Raw genomic sequence first — 18,838 nt, 5'->3', positions numbered from 1 at the left:
GGTAATAGCAGCTCACCCAGAAATAGGTTCAAGAATTGAAGTTAGATGGAATAAATGCCAGGGCAGTCTTTCAAAACGCCTTTTCAGGCAATGCAGAATGGTAACGGCATGTGCAAGGTGTTAATTGTCGAAAATAATCCGACTATTATTAAGCTCCTATCTCATTTTTTTCAGACTGAAGGATGTGATATTCGTCTAGCGGAAAATGGCTTATTGGCTTTGTCTATGCTGGAGTCTTTTATCCCTGACATTCTTGTCACGGATATCATCATGCCGAAGATCAGCGGCGATGTGTTGTGTAGAGTTGTTCGTAATGATCCAAAATTCAAAGATATATTTGTCGTCATCTATTCCGCAATCGTATATGAAGATGAAAGTCATATTTTTGATCTGGAAGCTGATCTCTATATTGCGAAAGGACCAAAAGATACATTAAAAAATCACATCCGCCGTATTCTTGAACAGTTTCGGAGTGGAAAGCGACGAGAGCATGTTGTTCATGGAACGGAAGGTCTTCATCCAAGAAATGTTACCATTGAACTACTGCGGTCTCGACGGCACTATCATGCGATGATGGACAATCTCGCTGATGCAGTCATCGAGATGAACAGTGCAGGGCAGATAATCCAGGCTAATAGAGCAGCACAAGAGATATTGGCCCTTGACTTGACAACTATCCTCTCAAGCCAGTTGACAGAATATCTTACCGGGCAAGATTCCAATCTCGTCGAACAATGGCTTGCTCAGATTCCCTATGAAGCATTGCCTCCTTTTTGCTCAAGTTATGATAAACCCATGCTCGTTGGTAAGCGTCAGGTAATTCTCAAGCTTATGCGTATTGCCGATAATGACGACTTTTTCATTATTGCCATTTTGCAAGACATTACTCCACATAAGGTAATCGAGGAAAAACTCATAGAGAAAGTACAGGAATTCAACGCGGTAATGGAATCCATTGGATATGGGGTTCTGTTCATGGGCCCTGACCTCAGAGCTCGTCTTGCTAACCGTGCATTTCGGGATATGTGGGGCATAACAGATGACTTTTTTGCTGGACAACCAACCTTCCGCGATCTGATTAATTTCAACCGCTACAATGGCGTATACGATATCCTCGAAGAGGATTTTGACAGGTATATTGATGAGCGTGAGGCAGCTGTCAGAAGCGGTGGAAGTGTTTCAGAGGAAATCAATCGAAAGGATGGCTTGGTATTCCAGTACCAATGCGTTGCTTTGCCTGACGGTGGAAGGATGCTGACATATTTCGATATAACAAAGCATAAAAACACCCAAACGCAACTGGCAAGATCCCTGGAAGAAGTGAAGGCACTTGCCAATCGCGACCCTCTGACAGGTCTGTACAATCTCCGTATGCTGCAGGAACGTTTTATAAGCACATTAGCAATTTCCAAACGAAAGGATTGGAAAGCTGCGATCATGTTTATTGATCTCGACGGATTCAAGGAAGTGAACGACATTTATGGGCATCTTATAGGTGATATGGTCCTCAAGATGGTCCCTCAGCGGTTATTGAACATCGTCAGAACAGCCGACACTGTTTGCCGTATAGGTGGTGATGAATTTCTGGTAATTCAGACCGAAGTCTATGACGATGCAGATGCAGCTCATGTTGCCAATAAAATCATTGAGCAACTCAACGATCCATTTGTATTGGATGGGGTTACAATAACGATCGGGGCCAGTATCGGTATCTCAATGTACCCTGCGCATGGCAGCAACCTTAAGGTGCTGATCAAGAACGCAGATGATGCCATGTATGCTGCCAAAGCTATGGGCAAGCAAAACTACACATTCTTCTAATTTCAGCTAAGCTGACATCTCTCCTATCTACCTCACTCTAATGTTATCTTTAGAGTGAGGTAGACCTACGCTTTGTTTAAAAATTAATAAACCGTTGAGTTGAATTTACGCCATATAGAGTTGATCCAACCGTTTGAATAGTTTCTTGCGAGCGGTTTCGAATTCTTCAACCTTTTGGTGGGCGACTGAATCGTTGCCAGAATTGTAGAAGTTGACCGCTTCTGCTACCTTCCGGTGGACCTCTTCATGGTAACTGCCGATTTCCTTGAATACAGGCAGGGATGATAGGGCTTGTGGCGCATTGTCGTACCACTTGCCGAACTCGCACTGGTGATGATCAGGAATATCCTTGGCATTTATGGAAGTGTAGCCGTTCAGAACCGAAGTCAGCTTCATCTTCCAGTTGAAATGTGCATCCTTGATCTGACCGAGGTTGAACTGCGGTTGCCGGAAACTGAAGTTTTGGAGAATGTTCTCAAGCAACTGGGCATTGTATTTCATTTCCTCGGCGAGTTCTTTGACGTCAGAGCTGCCGGCTGCGACCGTCTCCGACTCGACTTTGAGGTTGGCGATATCCCGGGCAACCTCGCCGTTGACCAATGAGGCCTGGGTAATATTTTCTGTCACTTCATGCATGCCCATGGAGGCCTGGCTGACGTTTTCTGCAATTTCGCGACTGGTGACCGCTTGTTCCTCCACGGCAGCAGCCATGGTTGAAACGATCTCGCTGGTAGAGGTGATGATTTCGCTGATGGTACTAATGACCATGATAGTTTGTTCGCTCGAAGCTTGCACACCCTCGATGCGTTCCTGAATCTCGCGGGTAGCAGCAGTGGTCTGCTTGGCTAATTCCTTGATCTCATTGGCGACAACAGCAAAACCTTTACCTGCTTCACCGGCCCGGGCTGCTTCAATGGTAGCATTCAAAGCAAGCAGGTTTGTCTGGTCGGCGATCTCGTTGATGGTCTCTGTCACCTTATTGATTTTTTCGGCCGCCTTTCCAAGCTCTTTCACTCTTTCTGAAGCCTTGGCCGCTTCGGCTACAGCTTTGTCTGTGATAACCCTTGCGTTTTCAGCGCCGGAAGCGATCTCGGTGATGGTGGAAGTCATCTCCTCGGTGGCGGCGGCAACCATGCTGACGTTGGTACTGGTCTGCTCTGTGGCCGAGGCGATAGCCGACATATTGGTGTTCATTTCTTCGGCAGCGACCGCCACTGTCCTACAGTTGCCGGCCATGGTCTGGGCGAGTTTTGAGAGGTTGAGGGACAAGCGAAGAAGGGAATCGGAAGAGGTATTTATGGTCGAAGAGCTGCCGTGAACCCGAGTGCACATGGAATTAAGGCTTGATGCTAGGGTGTTGGCTGAGCAGGCGAGTTGTCCCATCTCGTCCTTCTGATCGATGTCTGAGCTGACCTGCATGTTGCCATGGGCCAGGTCATCGGTGACTTTGGCAAGTTTGCGGGCCGTGATGGTGATGTTTCGGGAGACGTAGAGGCTTGAAAAAATGCCGATCACCATGGCCAGCGAGGCGAGAATGAAGACGAGCCGCTTGCCGGTAGTGGTAGAGCTGTGGAGATGATCATTGGTAGAGTTGGCATATGTTTCCACAGCAGCTGAGACATCTTTGAGATGCTTTTGGGTTTCGGCCATGGCCTTCTTGGTGGTGCTGTCAAAAATCTCCTGCGCCTTGGCAAGGATTGTAGCTTTATCCTGTCCTTTGGCGAGAGTGTTGATTTCTGCCACCGACTGGTGCAGGGTCGAATGCGGTTGCTCGATTTGCTTGATCAGTGAGGCAAGGTCTGGCAGTTGTTTTTCAGCGTGTAGGCGGTCTTCGCCGTAGAGCCATTTGCCAAGATTACAGGCGCGGGGATCTGTCTGCACTTCCATGCTAGTAACATGGGGATCAGCGAAAAATGCCGAAGCTTTGGTCATGAAGGCGTGATGATCGATTTCCCGGCTGAGAATCTCTTGATTGAGGTGCTGGGCAAAGATGTTGTTATCAACCTCGTTGATGGTCGAATTAAACCGCCACAAACTGACGGCAGTAAGGCCGGCAAGCAGGATGAGAATTATCCCGAATGCTGCCAGGAGCTTTGCATTGATTGAAAGATCTTTTAAACGCATTCAGTTCACCCTGTGGAAAAATTATAGAAAAGTTTGCACTGTAAAATTGGGGGCGGGAAGCCAGAGAAAACAGCATAGAAAACAAAAAATTAACATGCATCAGTCTATCCATACGATCATGTAAGGCTGTATTATATAGCTTCTAACTTTAGGTACTCTTCGGGAACCATTTTCAAGAGATTGTCATCAAGTTTTTTAATGCAATCATTGTAGTGATCGATTATCTGCTGTCGTTGTTCTCGCGACAAATTCTGCGCCCAATCGATCCTTTTTTCAGGTGGGAGTGTATAAGCTGGTAGCATAGGGCAATTATCATCAGTACAAATCCGCTCGAAGAGTAAGCCTGTGATAATGACATTTTCGCAAATCGGCATGGTCGTATAATGTTTTGTATATATTAATATTTCTTTCAAGGTCCATTACCAGCATTTTGAGATTGAATCAATAGGTATATATACCTATTTTGCTGTATTTTTATAAAAAACCTCACTATTCGAGCATGTTTTGGCTAGTTCCAGTTTGTGTCATAGATCTTGGTACCACCCCTTATGAGAAGAACTATGTTAAGAGCCAGGAAATTCCAGCTATCTCTACTGCTACGTTCTCAAGCGATGGAAAACTACACTAGCGCACGAACGGTTTTCAAAAACAGTCCGTCCAGCCCCCTGAGAGCCTTCTCATCGGGCGATTGGCGCATAACCGGGATTGCCAGCAATACTTCGGGCCTGAGATACAGACCGTTACCATAAAAAAAGTTTGGGGGAGTTACCCTGGCGATAAGGGCATGTATTCTTGAGTCCGGCAAATTCCCTGAACGCATATATTGCCACGATGTTCAGGTGTAATCACTCTCTGCGGAATGACAGCTCGCCATACCAGTTCAGAGATCTATAATCTGTTTCTTTGTTGCTAGGTGCGCCATACTCTTCTTGCTGCCGATGATCCCCAGAAATGGGCAGTGATGAAATTGGGAAAACGGTCTTGACAGCATGTGTGGCCGCTTGTGCTTTGTTTGAAATGCAAAGATCCTGTCTTCGGTTTGCATAGATAATAGGCTCGCAAGCTTTTCCCGTGATAGATCCTGAAAGTTGTACAAATCGCAGCATGTCCGCTAGGATACCGTCTCACTCGCTTGGCAGGGATTAAGGTTGTTGGTGGGAGTCATGCTTATATCACCGTAACCTGCTTTGTCCGCATACGTACCTGAACTCAATATTCTGGCAGGAACAGGAAACGGTCCCTGCTTTTTTCAATATTGGCAGCGATAAAGTCGATTGTTGTTCGCACCCGGGCAAGTTGTCGAGAGTCCGGGTTGACTTGAAGCCAGAAGCTCCGTTCCAAATAATGTTCTGGCAATATTGGCACTAATGCGGGATGGCCATAGGCCATAAAATAGGGAATGACGCCAATTCCAGCACCCTCCAGCACGGCATTCAGTTGGGCGATTACAGTTGAGCTTCGGAAATGCGCTTTCAGACCTGGAGATACTTCTTCCAGGAATTCCAGATCCTGATCATATAGCAGATCGCCTATATATCCAATGAACCGGTGTCCTCTCAGATCTTCCCTGTTTCGAATTCTGGATTGGTTAGCAAGATATCCCGACGTCGCAAACAGACCTAGCCGGTAGTTGGTCAGTTTTCTGGCAACGATGTTTCCGGTTGTCGGTTTTCTTACAGTTATGAGAATGTCTATCTCCCGTTTCGACAGGCTGTAATACATGGGAACTGCAATCAACTCTACTTCCAGAATCGGTTGCAGGGTCTGGAGCTCAGTGAGGCAGGATGCGAGAAAACAATTGCCGAGGCCATCAGGAGCTCCGATTCGTATCGAGCCGGATAATTGGTTATTTTTTCCGGCGACGGACTCGGTAAGATTTATGACTGTGCTTTCCAGCTGTTCGGCATGCGGGAGAAGCATCTCTCCAGCCGGAGTCAGCCTGCAACCCTTTTCGGTTCGATGAAAGAGCTGGGTAGCTAATGAATTTTCAAGAGCTGATATTCGCCGGGCTACAGTGCTGTGGGTTACCTTCAGATCGATTGCTGCCGACACGAACGATTGGGTCCGGCAGAGAGCAAGAAAAAAACGCATATCATCCCAATTGAGGTTCATTGATGTGTCCTTTGTGGCAGTAGGGAAGAAGGTGTCTGCCTGACAATATCTTTGTGTTTTTCGCTGGTTGCCAGTTGTGCAAAAATGGTCATCAGCTGCGCTGATATCATTCTTTACTGAATGATAATAGATGCTCTATTATTTGTATAGGCAGAAAAGCGTATGGTGAATACGCGAACAACCAACATGGAGGTAGCTTATGGATAACAATGCTTATGGCCACAACCCAGGTAATCACAGCTACGATGACTTTGAGAAGTATATCGAACGCGGAAGGAAGCTGCATTCCCGCGCGGTAGCTGAATCGCTTCTCCGGATAGCTGGATGGGTCAGGCACCCGTTTAGAAAATCGGCCTCCATTGCCCTGCATGACAATAAATTCGAGTATTCACGGTAACATGCTTACAGCAGTTGCGTATTGAAATGATGCTTGAAGTTGCCATCGAGAGAAATCATACCCGGTAATCGAGCGCTACTGATTGCCGGGTTATACCGGAGCAGGGATCGATATGGCGGATATAATGGGCAACGAAAAAACTCCAATGAATTGGAAAATATTCTGGACGTTTTTCTCTGTGATATATGGGGCTCTCGTCGTACCTTTGTCCTGTGATATCTGGCTGGGAAGTCTGGGGACGAACATTGATATCCCTGGCCGGATCACGCTTACAGTCCTGATCCTCTGTGTGATCTGTCCATTGTTCTCCTCTGGTCCCCTGTTCGCCCTCCTTAATGCAAAAAAAATGATGGGAAAAAGATATCTGCCAGAGCTGCTTTTTCCTCCTGAGGTCTTGCCAACCAGCCGCCTCGTTTCATCAGGGTTGGGGACGAACAGAAAAGCGCAAAAATTATGCCAGGCTCTGCAGGTCACCGCTATCAGTGCAATGACGGTTTTCCCGTTTCTGCTGCTGATTGTGGTCTTGGGAAGATGGAATGAGTGAGGTCCGTTTAGAAAATATAATGAAAAAAAATACTTTGTAAACCACATAGAGATAACAAGGCATAGTTGCTTTGGCCCATATTTTACCCGCCCCGGATAGTTGGGCATTTCAGATCATCTCGATCCGGGATTTTCGTATACGCCCAATCTGTGGTTACGCCAATGAGCACCACCGTGACACAGAGACGGGGCCACCAATCCGGACCACCAGCTAAGAAAAGAACTCTCAAAAGAAATAGGGGGATACATTCGGGGATATAACACTGCCCGTCCGCATCACATACAACCTGGCATTGGTTGGAAAGCGAATATCCTTTTCCTGCACAGTGGTGTCAACATTCACCCGCTTGAGCTGAGTTGCCTTGACCGCTCTAAGTTTCAAGCCGGCTTCTATGGTTTTTTTCAGCAACTCTTCAGCGCCAGAATCACCAATCCTTTTCCGCCATCGCGACATGCTGGACCGGTGGATCGGCAACTTGTGTCCAAAGTACTTCATGCCGCTAAAGTACTGCCAGTATGGACTCTCATTCTTCTACGTTTATCTGCAAAAGTTTCTAAATTTACGTGCCAGCTGACACCTATAGACCCGCCTGAAATAAGCTCTTTTAGCGTTTTGATGAAGAAATGACGTGTCGAACGAGGTTAGCCTCGCAAAGTGATGATTGCTTTTTAACGTCTGAATTATGTATGTTTCCGAAGACTCACTCTCACGACAGTCTTATTGATACCAAAGGCTGGGTGATGCGAGTGGCTTTTAGCCAATCTGTTTATGAGGAAATCGAATTTTAACTACAAGCTTGGGTTGTAAGAAGGCTATGCTAACAGAAGTCAACAGAGAAAATGGCTGCGCAGTTTACCAGATTGAAGATAGTGCAGAGACAACGGTAAACCGTTACATACTCTCAACCCCTGAAACCAGGGCTATCTGTAATGATCCGCTCGTGATGGGCTATGAATACACTGAAAAACTGGAAGCAGCCTGTGCGACCTTTTTCCGACTCACAGCGCAAACTACGCCGATTTCACTACAGGAAAACCGTTCCATGGTTTTCAATATCCTTCGTGGGGGATTGAATTTCGGGCTTCGTGGCGCACTGGCAAAAGCCTTTGGCTGGAATACACACAGCTCTTCTTTTGTTACCGCCCAGAGAGCACGGGTGACCGAAGATTCAGAGCTGTGGCACATTACAGAGGATGAGTACAAGAAGATATCTTTTCCCCAGAAGGCCCAGATTATTATCGGTGATGTCGTGGCTACGGGAACGAGTTTACGGCACGGATTGGATATTATGGTCAAGGAGGCTGTAAAACAGGGAATCGAACTGGGTTCAATCCTGTTCTTTACTATAGGCGGCCTGATGAGCGAGGAACGATTGATAGAAGCAGACAATGCCTGTCGCAGGCACTTTCCGAATTACGAGGGAACACATGTCTGTTACATTGAAGGCCGATTTTTTGTGCCAACCATAGAGTCTAGAGTATCAATAAAGATAACAGGCACTGATCTCATGCGTTGTAATTCTCTCATGGCTCCAGAGTTTATTGAATCAAACTTTGAAGCACCATCTTACCCCCTGGAACGTTGCACTATTTATGATGCTGGTTCACGTGCGTTCCAGATACGAGAATATCTTGAAGATGTTATCGATTACTGGCAGAAGGTACTGAAACTGTCAAAAAACATGACGTTTGTCGAGATGATGGCTGAACGTTTTCCGGAGCTTGATGTTACACGTTTTGGCAACGTCTCCCTGGAACAAGTGGCAAGAGATCAACTACAGAAGCTGTCGTTGATCTCTTGATTCTCTCTGCCGGATGGCTATTTCAGGTCGGCTTGCTGAAACGTGACATCTGCTACAGTCTCTCCGAGGTGAACAGTGCTGTGAACCTCTGGCGTTGAGGCGATAATCCGGCCTTTGCGAAAAACATATAATTTGGCCGGTTTCAGTCTGAGCGCCTCCATTGGGTCAGCAGCTTGAAGGACAACGAAATCGGCCTGTTTACCGACTTCAATACCGTAATTCTCAAGGTTCAGGACTTCTGCGCCACGGGTTGTCACCATCTCCAGTAGCATTGCAGCTTGGGCTGTCCCCATCATCTGCAAACAGTGCGCACCCATATGGGCGACTTCAAGCATGTCGTGACTGCCCATTGGGTACCAGGGATCCATTACACAGTCATGCCCAAAGGCGACGTTGACACCGGCGGCCAGTAGCTCAGGAACCCGGGTGAGGCCGCGACGCTTCGGGTAGGTGTCGTGTCGTCCCTGCAGGTGAATATTAATCAACGGGTTGCAGATTGCCTGGATGCCAGATTCGGCCATGAGTGGCAGCAGTTTTGAGACATAATAGTTGTCCATGGAGTGCATGGAGGTCAGGTGCGAGGCTGCAACTCTGCCCCCAAGCCCCATGCGCCGGGTCTCGAAGGTGAGGTGTTCAACATGTCGTGAGAGCGGGTCATCGCTTTCGTCGCAATGCATATCGATGAGCAGACCCCGTGATTCGGCTAAAGAACAGAGCCAACCGATCGACTCGGTGCCCGCCTGCATGGTCTGCTCGAAATGAGGAATACCCCCGACGACTTCCACCCCCTTGTCAAGTGCTCTGATGAGAAGATCCTTACTGCCTGGAGTGCTCAATACACCGTCCTGAGGGAACGCGACGAGCTGAATATCGACCCACTCCTTCATCTCCTTTTGCACTTCAAGTAATACATCTACTGCTAGCAGCGACGGGTCTGTAACGTCAACATGGCTGCGGATGGCCAGGGTTCCTTTGGCGATGGACCAGTTGAGTAACTGGAGCGCCCGCTGCTTGATCGCTTCTCCAGTAAGCTTCGGCTTGAGTTCATTCCAGATCTGTATACCCTCAAGTAGTGTGCCGCTATGGTTGTATCTCGGCAGTCCCAGCGAAAGCGTTGCATCCATGTGGAAATGGCTGTCGACGAAGGGTGGGGTGACCAGGCAGCCTTGAACGTCCAGTTCCTGCTCTGCAGGAGCATTAATCGTTTTCTCTATCTCGACAAAGCGACCATTTCTGATGGCAATGTCGATAGGGTGCGCTTTCCCAGGGAGAAGTGCATTCTTTATAAGATAGTCTAACATTGTCTCTCCTTACCGTTCTCCTTTTCTGAAAGGAACCAGCAACGCTTTGGGATATGCAGATCTGCGTGACATTATGATGAGCGCGACAATAGAGAAAATATACGGCATCATCAGGTAAAACTGATAGGGAATGATCATGCCAGACTGTTGTTGAACCCGCATCTGCAGCGCATCGAATGCTGCGAAGATGATAGTGCCAAGGAGTGCCTTGAGCGGGTTCCATGAGGCGAACACCACCAGGGCGATACATATCCAGCCCCGTCCGTTGACCATGCCGATATAAAATGCGTCAAAAGCCGACATGGTAAGGAATGCGCCGCCAACTGCCATTAAAGCACTGCCGGTCATGACAGCCCAGGTGCGGATGGCAAACACCGAAAGTCCTTGGGATTCGACCGCCATCGGATTCTCACCTGTCATAGAGAGTGCCAATCCTGCTGGAGTTTTCTTGAGAAAATATGCCACCACAATGACGGTAAGAAGTGCAAGAATGGTCATCGGTGACTGGGTGAAGACAACCTTTCCCAGAAGCGGGATTTCGCTCAAAAATGGGATCTCCAGCAGTTGAAATGGGGTTATCTTCGGGGGCGTGGTGATATTCGGCAGCAGCATTCTGAACACGAATGAGGACAGGGCGGCAGCCAGCATTGTAATGCCCAAACCAGTGACGTGCTGGGATAGCCCAAGATGAACAGTAAACACGGCGTGCAGCAGACCAAACAGCGCACCGACAAAGGCTGCGGCGAGTACACCCATCCAGAGGTCACCGCCAAAATAGACCCAGGTCCAGCCTGTCATACAGCCGGCAGCCATAATTCCCTCAATGCCGAGGTTAAGGACACCGGCGCGTTCACAGATCAGCTCGCCTATGGTGCCGAATATGAGCGGGGTGGCCATGCGTACGCTGGCGGCCCAGAAACCGGCTTCAAAAAGCAGTTGTACAAGATCCATGTGCTATCTCCACCGTATTGTATATTTGGTCAACATCATACTGAGCAGTACGGCCAGTAAAGATACTGCAGTGGCAACATCAGCAATATAGTTGGATATGTTGAGCGATCTACTCATGGAGTCAGCCCCGATGGACAGTATTGCAATAAAGAGCGAAGAGAGCAGAACTCCCAGCGGATGCAAGGAGGCAAGCATGGCTACCACAATGCCTGAATAGCCGAAACCGGGCGAGAGATCCAGCGTCAGATATCCTTTCAGGCCGCAAAGCTCTGATACGCCGGCAAACCCTGCCAACCCTCCAGAGATGAGAGCTGTACGAATGATGACACGGTTTATCGGAATACCAGCAAAATGACTGGCTTTCTGAGAATGACCGACAGCACGGATCTCATACCCCCAGGTGGTGAACCGCATCAGAAACCATACTCCGAATGTGGCGATGATGGCGATAGCCAGACCCCAGTGCAGTCTGGTTTTTGCTAGTATGTGACCCAGTGTGGCCGAATCGATTACCGGTGCAGCCTGGGGCCAGCCCATGGCCATTGGGTCTTTCCAGGGGCCGAAAACAAGCCAGTTGACAAAGAGCAGAACAATGAAGTTGAGCAACAGGGTGGTGACAACCTCATCCAGCGCAAACTTTGTTTTCAGGATTGTCGGGCCAAGCAGCAGAAGGCCTCCCGCTAGTGCGCCTGCAGCAAAAAGAAAGGGAATCATCAACCAGGGTGGCAGGTCGATCATCCCGGTTCCGAGCCAGGTAGCGATGCAGGCGCCTGCATAGAGCTGTCCTTCGGCACCGATATTCCACAGTTTGGCTCGGAAGGCAACGGCAGCGGCAAGTCCGCAGAAGATAAGCGGTATTGTCCGGGTAAGTGTTTCCGAGATGGCAAAACGCGAACCCAGCGAGCCTTTGATCAGCAATACACATGCCTCAAGAGGTGACGCACCGGCCCAGATTATAAGGGCGGAGCAGCAGAGCAGGGAGATGATTCCGGCACTGATGGGCACCATGGCCTTGATCAACAGTGTTACGTTTTCTCGTGGCTCAAGTCTCATGATTGAGCCTCTTTGAGCAGCAGGGAGTGAACGACATCTCTGTGGCCGCTCATGGCAAGACCAAGTTCAGCTGCCGTTGTTCTCGCAGGGTCTATTGGCGGTGAGAGACTTGCCTGATACATAACCTGTATGGTATCAGCCAAACTAAACAGCTCATCAAGATCTTCGGAAATAATAATAACCCCGGCTCCTTCACTACATGCATCGATAAGTTGGCGATGAACGAAGGCGGTCGCCCCGACATCAAGCCCCCAGGTTGGCTGATTGGCTAGTATGACCTGCGGGTTTTCAGAGAGTACCCGTGAAAGAATAAGTTTCTGCATATTGCCGCCAGACATGTTTCTGGCGCTGGAATGTAAACCTCCACAACGTACATCAAAAGAGGTGGTCAGCTTTCTGGTGTGGTTGGCAAGTGTGCGGCTGTTCAGCATCCCGAATCGGCTGTACTCTTTTTTCCAGTATTTTTCGAGCGCAATATTTTCAAGGACGGTCATATCTCCAATGACTCCAGTTGCTGTCCGATCTTCTGGTATTCTTCCGACTCCCTTGCGCAGCATGTGCAAAGGAGTTGGTTTATCTACCTGGATGCCATTGAGAACCAACTGCCCAGATGAGGGTGTCAGTAAGCCGGACACAAGATCAGCGAGGTGGCTTTGGCCGTTGCCGGAGACTCCGGCAATACCAATGATCTCGCCAGCGTGAAGCTTGAGGTTGAGATCTCGTAGAAGCTGATGACCTTTGCGGTCGGAGGCGTTGATATTGTTCAGTTCAAAGAGCGATTTTCCCAGTTCTGATTTTTTCCGCAAGACTTTGGGAAGTTCGCCACCCACCATTTCCGTTGCGAGTTTGTGGGCTGTTGTGTCGGCGGTCCTGCACTGGTAAATAGTTTTGCCATGCCGCAAAACAAGGCACCGGTCACTGACAGCCATTACTTCGCGCAACTTATGGGTGATAAAGATAATTGCCAGTCCTTCTGTAACGAGAAGCTTGAGCGTGGCAAAGAGATGATCGCTTTCCTGAGGGGTCAAGACTGCCGTTGGTTCATCGAGGATGAGGATTCTGGTATCTCTATACAACGCTTTGAGAATCTCCACCCGCTGTCGCTGGCCAACCGATAGGGTGTTGACTTTTGAGTTAGGGTTGACATCGATTTCGTATTGTTCCGACAGCCGTTTGATCTTCGTAATTGCTTCACTGTTATGACGGCGCAGTGAAAACAACGGTTCTGTTCCCAGCATGATATTGTCGAGAACGGTCATGTTGTCAGCCAGAGTGAAATGCTGGTGAACCATGCCAAGTCCAGCCTGCAGTGCTTCCTTGGGAGAACCGGGTGACAGCTGGGAACCGTCTATCTCTATGGTTCCATGATCGGCGCGATAGTGACCGAACAGGATATTCATGAGTGTGGTTTTCCCAGCTCCGTTTTCACCAAGCAGGGCGAGAACCTCCCCGCGGTTCAGTTCAAGATCGATATTGTCGTTGGCAACCAGAGTGCCGAACGTTTTCGTTATGGCTTTAAGGCTGAGAAGAGGTCGTTCTGAGATCATGGAGGTTACTCGCGGGTTTCGGCGGCTCAAACAGAGCCGCCGACTGGGTGAGTTGAGGCTAGAACGTGGATTTTGGTTCGTTGTCGTTGATTTCCACTACCACGGAGCCGTCTTTGATCCCTGTGGCAGTCTGTGCAACCTTCTCTTTAATCTCTGCCGGTAGCTTGTCTTCGAACTCATAGTACGGTGAGAGGGAGGCGCCTCCCTTGCCCATCATGGTCCATTCCTTGTAATCTTCGGCAGTAAATGTACCAGCCTTTACTCTTTCAACAGCGTGGCCGATTGCTGGCTCCATATGCCACAGCGCTGAGGCGACGACGACATCTTTGCCGTTCTCTTCCTTGTTCATGTCGTTAACGTTACCAAAAGCGACAATGCCTTTCTCCTTTGCGGCATCAACAACTCCTGCGCGCTCAGCGTACAGCACATCAACTCCGGCCTCAATCTGGGCGTATGCGAATTCCTTTGCTTTTGGTGGATCATACCAGGAGCCGATGAATGACACTTTGAACTGCACATCAGGATTTACAGATTTTGCACCTTCCATGAAGGCGTTGAAAAGGCGGTTAACTTCACCAATTGGGTAGCCGCCAACCATACCAATCTTGTTGGTCTTGGTCATGGTGCCTGCAATCATGCCCATCAGGTAGCATGGTTCATGAATATAATTGTCGAAGACCGACATGTTTTTGCCGTACGGACCGAAAGAGTCACCCATAAGGAATGCTACTTCTGGATAGTCGTCCGCCGCTTTATGTACATCGCGGGAAATACCGAAAGCCTCTCCTACAACGAGTGCGACTCCAGACTCTGCATATTCACGAAGGACACGAATATAGTCGGTGTTTGATACTTTTTCGGAAAATACGTAGTCAATTTCGCCTTTTTCAGAAAGAGACAGCAGCGCCTTATGCAGGCATGCATCCCATTTCTGCTGGATTGGCTGGGAGTAGATACCGGCAACTTTGATTTTGGCTGCCAAGACACTGCCTGGGAGGCAGATCAAGGCTGCAAACAGGATGAAACAGACGAACGAAAACGGTTTTTTCATGATTACTCTCCTAATTTTTGAGTTAAGCTTCTCGGGATATTTATTTGTGCTGCAAGATACATTGAGTAGACACCCCGTGACAATGTTTGATCGTACATGTATTAAAAATCTTCTGACCACTTCCCTGTAATGATACAATCATCCGAAGCCACATCAAGAAAGGTGCCAGGCGTTTATTTGAAAAGTATGTTGGAGTTATGTTTCTAATTAAATAGAGAGTTTTGCTGGTATCGTTGTGTTTTTATAGGTGTGGTGGGTCAGGATAAGGGAAGCATTGTGGCAATCATTCACATTAATGTTGGACAACTGCCTGATATTCACAAAAATGTAGAAGTGGGATTTGAGTGCCATCTGGCTTCAGGTGGAGAGCGCTGGTGGCTTTGAGGTATTACTGTTTGACCTGCTGCATAAATTGTTGCAAACCCTTTTTGGCGTAATGCGGTCGCTCGCTCTCCGGTACTTTGAATTTCGTTGCCATGTATGCTGCGAAAGCTATTGGCAAGAAAAACAACACATTCTACCAAGCTCAGCTAAGCGAAGACCTTTCCTTGCAATTATTCCTAAGAGTAGCCAACTCCGTCTTGATAAAGCCGATGAGATTAGAGAGATCTTAGACATGCCCATGAAATAATGGCGAAATCAGTTTGCCTGGGCTTGCTTCACCTTCTTCTAGAAATAACCTTTCTGACTTCTGTATGAGAGCTGGCATTTTAGATGTGACGAAATAGGGATTCCGACGCGCCTAATTCTCGCCTCTTGAAATATACTTTTTCTGTCCCCTCCGCCAACTGTATAGGTCCTTTTTGCATGAGCCCCTGGGAAAAAATTTCATTTGGGATTTGATTTAACTTCAAATCCTGTCAATTCTGATTGATTTCATATTCCCTTCCTCTTTCATAGCGTTACATAAGTGTGGGTATGCGGCGACATGTTTGAAAGTTTAATACATTTATGATAGCAAATGGTCTCGTGTGAGATCGTTTCATTCTTATTTGCAGTGACATTTGTAAAATTAATAATCAATTTAAATCAATAAATTATCCATATTTTCATCTTTTTGAATCTGGGAAGGTTTTTCTGGCATTAAAGATGCTAGAACATGCGCATCTTACATCTTATAAGATGCAAGATACAAGATTGGAGGCGACCCAGTACTTATGGAACGCTGGGTGCACAACAGTTTCAATACGAGAAGAAGAATGGAGAATGATGATGAAACGGAATGTACTTTCTTGGTGTGCTGCGCTTGTCTTTGGTTTGCATCTCGCGGCGTTACCTCTATCCAGTGAGGCCTCTGACAATGCTTTAGAGAAGATTGGTAGCAGTGGGGTGCTCAAAGTAGCTGTGCCGCAGGATTTCCCACCATTTGGTTCTGTTGGCCCAGACATGAAACCCCTCGGCTACGACATTGACATGGCCGCTCTCATCGCGCAGGAGTTGGGTGTAAAGCTCGAACTTGTGCCTGTAACCAGTACCAACAGGATTCCATACCTGACGACGGGGAAGGTCGATCTGGTAATTTCCTCGCTGGGCAAAAACCCTGAGCGACAAAAGGTCATCGATTTCACCGAAGCCTACGCCCCTTTCTATAATGGTGTTTTCGGCCCTGAGGGCGAAGCGGTCAGTAAACCAGATGATCTTACAGGCAAGACAGTTGCGGTAACCCGTGGTTCTATTGAAGACCTTGAGCTTACTAAAATTGCACCGGAATCTGCTGTAATCCACCGTTTTGAAGACAATAGTTCAACTATCTCAGCCTACCTCTCTGGTCAGGTAGCTTTTGTGGCCACCGGCAATGTCGTTGCGGCCTCTATAAATGAGCAAAAGCCAAACAAAATGCTAGAGTCAAAATTCCTCATCAAAAATTCTCCATGTTACATTGGCATAAACAAGGAGCAACCGGCGTTGATGACCAAGCTCAATGAGATTATTGCCAGTGCAAAGAACAGTGGCGCTTTAGAGTCAATCTCGCAGAAGTGGCTCCATACAAAACTTCCTCAGGATCTGTAAGCCAAGCAATACCCTGGGCAGCTGGAATGCGATAGCTGCCCTTGTCGTAAGGAGACACTTTCATGGCATACCAATTTTCCTTTGAGGCGATTGCCAGCAATTGGGAACTACTGGCAAGAGGGGTAGCCCTAACAGTTGTGCTCACAGCGATCGGATCGTTTGTCGGTATTATTATAGGAACGGTCGGTGCGGTTTCCAGAGCCTGGACCTTACCTCTCCTGTCCCAGGTCTTTACCGTCTATATCGAGTGTGTTCGTAACACCCCTTTTCTGGTGCAGCTCTACTTCATTTTTTTTGGATTACCGGCGCTCGGAGTCAAGTTAAACGGATGGGAGGCATCTGTCTTGACCATGGTCATCAATTTAGGGGCGTATTCAACAGAAATTATCAGGGCAGGAGTGATGTCAATTCCCAAAGGACTTCTTGAGGCTGCTGAATCTCTGGCCATGAACCGTTGGCAGGCCTTGCGGTATGTTGTCCTGCGACCGGCCTTGAAGAATGTCTGGCCCGCGCTCTGCAGCCAGATCGTGATTGTGATGCTAGGCTCCTCGGTCTGTTCACAGATTGCCGCCCAGGAACTGACTTATGCCGCCAATCTCATCCAGACCCAGACCTTTCGTGCCTTTGAGATCTATTTAACCAGCACTCTGCTCTACCTCATGCTTGCCGTGCTGGTCCGCAAATGCTTAAACCAGATCGGCATGCGTTTTATTGAGAGGAGGAAGGCATGATCCAATTTACGCTATGGGACATTGTCTCCCATCTACTGATCGGCATGGGGTGGACTGTCGGTCTTTCATTTGCAGCCTTCATTCTTGGCTCGACAGCTGGGATGGTAATGCTGTTTGCCAGGATATCGCCCAACCCTTTGCTGCGACAACTCGCCAAAATATACATCGAGTTTTTCCAGGGGACTCCATTATTGATGCAGCTCTTTTTGCTCTTTTTCGGCCTTGCTCTCATGGGGATCGATATCTCAGCACTTGCAACCGCTCTTATTGGTTTGACCCTCTTTACCAGTGCCTACCTGGCTGAAATCTGGCGTGGGTGCGTTGAGTCCCTTCCCTTTGGGCAATGGGAGGCTTCAGCAAGCCTTGCGATGAATCGGTGGCAGCAGATGCGCTATGTCATTATCCCTCAGGCTGTACGCATCTCCTTGCCACCAACGGTCGGATTTTCCGTCCAGGTCGTCAAGGGAACCGCAGTTACGTCAATAATAGGGTTTATGGAGATTACAAAAACCGGGACAATGATCGCTAACGCGACCTTTAAGCCGATGCTTGTCTATGGTCTGGTCGCCATAGGATACTTTCTCATCTGTTTCCCACTATCGGCGTTTGCCCGCCGCGTTGAGAGGAGGAGCTATGCAACTTATATGCGTTGATGAACTCCACAAGAGTTTTGGGGACCTCGAGGTACTCAAAGGAGTCTCGTTCTCGGTTAAAGAAGGAGAGGTTGTTGCCATAATTGGCCGAAGTGGTTCAGGAAAGAGCACTCTTCTACGTGTGCTAAATGGACTGGAATCGTTTGGTGATGGCATCGTTAATATCGATGGCAAGCGGGTAAGTGGATTGAAGGCAGATCTGATCCCCCTTCGTTTGAAGGTGGGAATGGTTTTTCAGCAGTTCAACCTGTTTCCGCACTTGACCGCCGGAGAAAACGTCATGCTGGCTCCCAAAGTTGTCAAGAAGGAGTCGCGTGAACACGTTACTGAGCTTGCCATGGAGATGCTTGAACGTGTGGGGCTTGCAGATAAATTCAATGCTTACCCTGATCAGCTGTCAGGTGGCCAGCAGCAGCGGGTCGCCATCGCGCGTGCTCTTGCAATGAGGCCCAAAGTTCTTCTGTGTGATGAAATAACCTCGGCATTGGATCCTGAATTAGTCGATGAGGTTCTCGAAGTCGTTCAACGCCTTGCCGCAGATGGAATGACTTTGATCATGGTGACCCACGAAATGCGTTTTGCCAGAGAGGTCGGAGATACCCTGATATTTATGCATCAGGGCAAGGTACATGAGATGGGCGCGCCAGAGGAGCTCTTTACCCGACCACAGACCCCTGAGTTGGCCTCCTTTGTCAAATCGGTTTTATAACTGGCCGTTGCAGTGAGGCTGAGATGGAGATGA

Annotated in this window: 16 protein-coding genes and 1 pseudogene; 8 read left to right on the top strand and 9 right to left on the bottom strand. The window is 48.3% G+C overall.

Features of this window, described 5'->3' with window-relative positions; translation table 11 throughout:
- Nucleotides 1–54 precede the first annotated feature (54 nt).
- Nucleotides 55–1,821, top strand: coding sequence for a diguanylate cyclase domain-containing protein (locus BUF15_RS14855; RefSeq protein ID WP_073614419.1), 1,767 nt, complete (start codon nucleotides 55–57; stop codon nucleotides 1,819–1,821).
- A gap of 105 nt (nucleotides 1,822–1,926) precedes the next feature.
- Here BUF15_RS14855 and BUF15_RS14850 read toward each other — a convergent pair whose 3' ends face one another.
- From BUF15_RS14850 to BUF15_RS14840, 3 genes are all read right to left on the bottom strand, one after another.
- Nucleotides 1,927–3,945 (bottom strand): methyl-accepting chemotaxis protein, encoded by a 2,019-nt coding sequence (locus BUF15_RS14850; RefSeq protein ID WP_073614417.1) that lies wholly within the window; start codon nucleotides 3,943–3,945, stop codon nucleotides 1,927–1,929.
- Nucleotides 3,946–4,564: 619 nt separating this feature from the next.
- Nucleotides 4,565–4,765, bottom strand: coding sequence for a hypothetical protein (locus BUF15_RS26820; protein WP_143170730.1), 201 nt, complete (start codon nucleotides 4,763–4,765; stop codon nucleotides 4,565–4,567).
- Between the two features lie 389 nt (nucleotides 4,766–5,154).
- On the bottom strand, nucleotides 5,155–6,057 hold the full coding sequence (locus BUF15_RS14840; protein WP_073614413.1) for a LysR family transcriptional regulator: 903 nt from the start codon (nucleotides 6,055–6,057) through the stop codon (nucleotides 5,155–5,157).
- A 199-nt stretch (nucleotides 6,058–6,256) separates the two neighbouring features.
- Between BUF15_RS14840 and BUF15_RS14835 the strand changes: the two genes are divergently transcribed.
- Nucleotides 6,257–6,454: a hypothetical protein gene (locus tag BUF15_RS14835; RefSeq protein WP_073614411.1), complete on the top strand. Its 198-nt coding sequence runs from the start codon at nucleotides 6,257–6,259 to the stop codon at nucleotides 6,452–6,454.
- A gap of 112 nt (nucleotides 6,455–6,566) precedes the next feature.
- Nucleotides 6,567–6,998 (top strand): hypothetical protein, encoded by a 432-nt coding sequence (locus BUF15_RS14830; RefSeq protein ID WP_073614409.1) that lies wholly within the window; start codon nucleotides 6,567–6,569, stop codon nucleotides 6,996–6,998.
- 279 nt (nucleotides 6,999–7,277) lie between these two features.
- Here the strand turns inward: BUF15_RS14830 and BUF15_RS14825 are convergent.
- Nucleotides 7,278–7,523: pseudogene (locus BUF15_RS14825) on the bottom strand (transposase); the annotation flags it as partial.
- A 289-nt stretch (nucleotides 7,524–7,812) separates the two neighbouring features.
- On the opposite strand from BUF15_RS14825, the gene BUF15_RS14820 reads away from it, so the two are divergent.
- Nucleotides 7,813–8,799: a hypothetical protein gene (locus BUF15_RS14820; RefSeq protein WP_073614407.1), complete on the top strand. Its 987-nt coding sequence runs from the start codon at nucleotides 7,813–7,815 to the stop codon at nucleotides 8,797–8,799.
- A gap of 17 nt (nucleotides 8,800–8,816) precedes the next feature.
- Here the strand turns inward: BUF15_RS14820 and BUF15_RS14815 are convergent, their stop codons facing one another.
- From BUF15_RS14815 to BUF15_RS14795, 5 genes are read right to left on the bottom strand one after another with little or no spacing between them, the layout of a single operon-like run.
- Nucleotides 8,817–10,100, bottom strand: coding sequence for a cytosine deaminase (locus tag BUF15_RS14815; protein ID WP_073614405.1), 1,284 nt, complete (start codon nucleotides 10,098–10,100; stop codon nucleotides 8,817–8,819).
- 9 nt (nucleotides 10,101–10,109) lie between these two features.
- The gene (locus BUF15_RS14810) at nucleotides 10,110–11,051 is read right to left on the bottom strand and encodes an ABC transporter permease (RefSeq protein ID WP_073614403.1); all 942 of its coding nucleotides are present in this window, start codon (nucleotides 11,049–11,051) and stop codon (nucleotides 10,110–10,112) included.
- A gap of 3 nt (nucleotides 11,052–11,054) precedes the next feature.
- Nucleotides 11,055–12,104, bottom strand: coding sequence for an ABC transporter permease (locus tag BUF15_RS14805; RefSeq protein WP_073614401.1), 1,050 nt, complete (start codon nucleotides 12,102–12,104; stop codon nucleotides 11,055–11,057).
- Entirely contained in the window at nucleotides 12,101–13,651 is a 1,551-nt protein-coding gene (locus BUF15_RS14800; protein WP_073614399.1) for an ABC transporter ATP-binding protein, read from the bottom strand. Before BUF15_RS14800 ends, BUF15_RS14805 begins: the two co-directional genes overlap by 4 nt.
- Nucleotides 13,652–13,709: 58 nt before the next feature.
- Nucleotides 13,710–14,702: a BMP family protein gene (locus tag BUF15_RS14795; protein WP_073614397.1), complete on the bottom strand. Its 993-nt coding sequence runs from the start codon at nucleotides 14,700–14,702 to the stop codon at nucleotides 13,710–13,712.
- A gap of 1,206 nt (nucleotides 14,703–15,908) precedes the next feature.
- Here BUF15_RS14795 and BUF15_RS14785 point away from each other — a divergent pair.
- From BUF15_RS14785 to BUF15_RS14770, 4 genes are all read left to right on the top strand, one after another.
- Nucleotides 15,909–16,712, top strand: coding sequence for a transporter substrate-binding domain-containing protein (locus BUF15_RS14785; protein WP_073614393.1), 804 nt, complete (start codon nucleotides 15,909–15,911; stop codon nucleotides 16,710–16,712).
- A 62-nt stretch (nucleotides 16,713–16,774) separates the two neighbouring features.
- Nucleotides 16,775–17,443 carry an amino acid ABC transporter permease gene (locus BUF15_RS14780; RefSeq protein WP_073614391.1) on the top strand — a complete coding sequence of 223 codons (669 nt, stop codon included), beginning with the start codon at nucleotides 16,775–16,777 and terminating at the stop codon, nucleotides 17,441–17,443.
- The gene (locus BUF15_RS14775) at nucleotides 17,440–18,096 is read left to right on the top strand and encodes an amino acid ABC transporter permease (protein WP_073614389.1); all 657 of its coding nucleotides are present in this window, start codon (nucleotides 17,440–17,442) and stop codon (nucleotides 18,094–18,096) included. Before BUF15_RS14780 ends, BUF15_RS14775 begins: the two co-directional genes overlap by 4 nt.
- On the top strand, nucleotides 18,077–18,805 hold the full coding sequence (locus tag BUF15_RS14770) for an amino acid ABC transporter ATP-binding protein (protein WP_073614387.1): 729 nt from the start codon (nucleotides 18,077–18,079) through the stop codon (nucleotides 18,803–18,805). Before BUF15_RS14775 ends, BUF15_RS14770 begins: the two co-directional genes overlap by 20 nt.
- Nucleotides 18,806–18,838 lie beyond the last annotated feature (33 nt).

The sequence above is a fragment of the Desulfopila aestuarii DSM 18488 genome (genome assembly GCF_900143695.1).
GTDB lineage: Bacteria > Desulfobacterota > Desulfobulbia > Desulfobulbales > Desulfocapsaceae > Desulfopila > Desulfopila aestuarii.
The sequence above is the reverse complement of the archived record's forward strand: the minus strand, read 5'-3'. Positions and strand labels throughout refer to the sequence as shown.

What these genes read in the sequence shown, in the direction of transcription:
- BUF15_RS14770 (WP_073614387.1), top strand. Translation starts at nt 18,077, where the DNA reads ATGCAACTTATATGCGTTGATGAACTCCACAAGAGTTTTGGGGACCTC.
- BUF15_RS26820 (WP_143170730.1), bottom strand. Translation starts at nt 4,765, where the DNA reads ATGCGTTCAGGGAATTTGCCGGACTCAAGAATACATGCCCTTATCGCC.
- BUF15_RS14835 (WP_073614411.1), top strand. Translation starts at nt 6,257, where the DNA reads ATGGATAACAATGCTTATGGCCACAACCCAGGTAATCACAGCTACGAT.
- BUF15_RS14830 (WP_073614409.1), top strand. Translation starts at nt 6,567, where the DNA reads ATGGCGGATATAATGGGCAACGAAAAAACTCCAATGAATTGGAAAATA.
- BUF15_RS14805 (WP_073614401.1), bottom strand. Translation starts at nt 12,104, where the DNA reads ATGAGACTTGAGCCACGAGAAAACGTAACACTGTTGATCAAGGCCATG.
- BUF15_RS14820 (WP_073614407.1), top strand. Translation starts at nt 7,813, where the DNA reads ATGCTAACAGAAGTCAACAGAGAAAATGGCTGCGCAGTTTACCAGATT.
- BUF15_RS14815 (WP_073614405.1), bottom strand. Translation starts at nt 10,100, where the DNA reads ATGTTAGACTATCTTATAAAGAATGCACTTCTCCCTGGGAAAGCGCAC.
- BUF15_RS14800 (WP_073614399.1), bottom strand. Translation starts at nt 13,651, where the DNA reads ATGATCTCAGAACGACCTCTTCTCAGCCTTAAAGCCATAACGAAAACG.
- BUF15_RS14855 (WP_073614419.1), top strand. Translation starts at nt 55, where the DNA reads ATGCCAGGGCAGTCTTTCAAAACGCCTTTTCAGGCAATGCAGAATGGT.
- BUF15_RS14850 (WP_073614417.1), bottom strand. Translation starts at nt 3,945, where the DNA reads ATGCGTTTAAAAGATCTTTCAATCAATGCAAAGCTCCTGGCAGCATTC.
- BUF15_RS14795 (WP_073614397.1), bottom strand. Translation starts at nt 14,702, where the DNA reads ATGAAAAAACCGTTTTCGTTCGTCTGTTTCATCCTGTTTGCAGCCTTG.
- BUF15_RS14840 (WP_073614413.1), bottom strand. Translation starts at nt 6,057, where the DNA reads ATGAACCTCAATTGGGATGATATGCGTTTTTTTCTTGCTCTCTGCCGG.
- BUF15_RS14780 (WP_073614391.1), top strand. Translation starts at nt 16,775, where the DNA reads ATGGCATACCAATTTTCCTTTGAGGCGATTGCCAGCAATTGGGAACTA.
- BUF15_RS14810 (WP_073614403.1), bottom strand. Translation starts at nt 11,051, where the DNA reads ATGGATCTTGTACAACTGCTTTTTGAAGCCGGTTTCTGGGCCGCCAGC.
- BUF15_RS14785 (WP_073614393.1), top strand. Translation starts at nt 15,909, where the DNA reads ATGATGATGAAACGGAATGTACTTTCTTGGTGTGCTGCGCTTGTCTTT.
- BUF15_RS14775 (WP_073614389.1), top strand. Translation starts at nt 17,440, where the DNA reads ATGATCCAATTTACGCTATGGGACATTGTCTCCCATCTACTGATCGGC.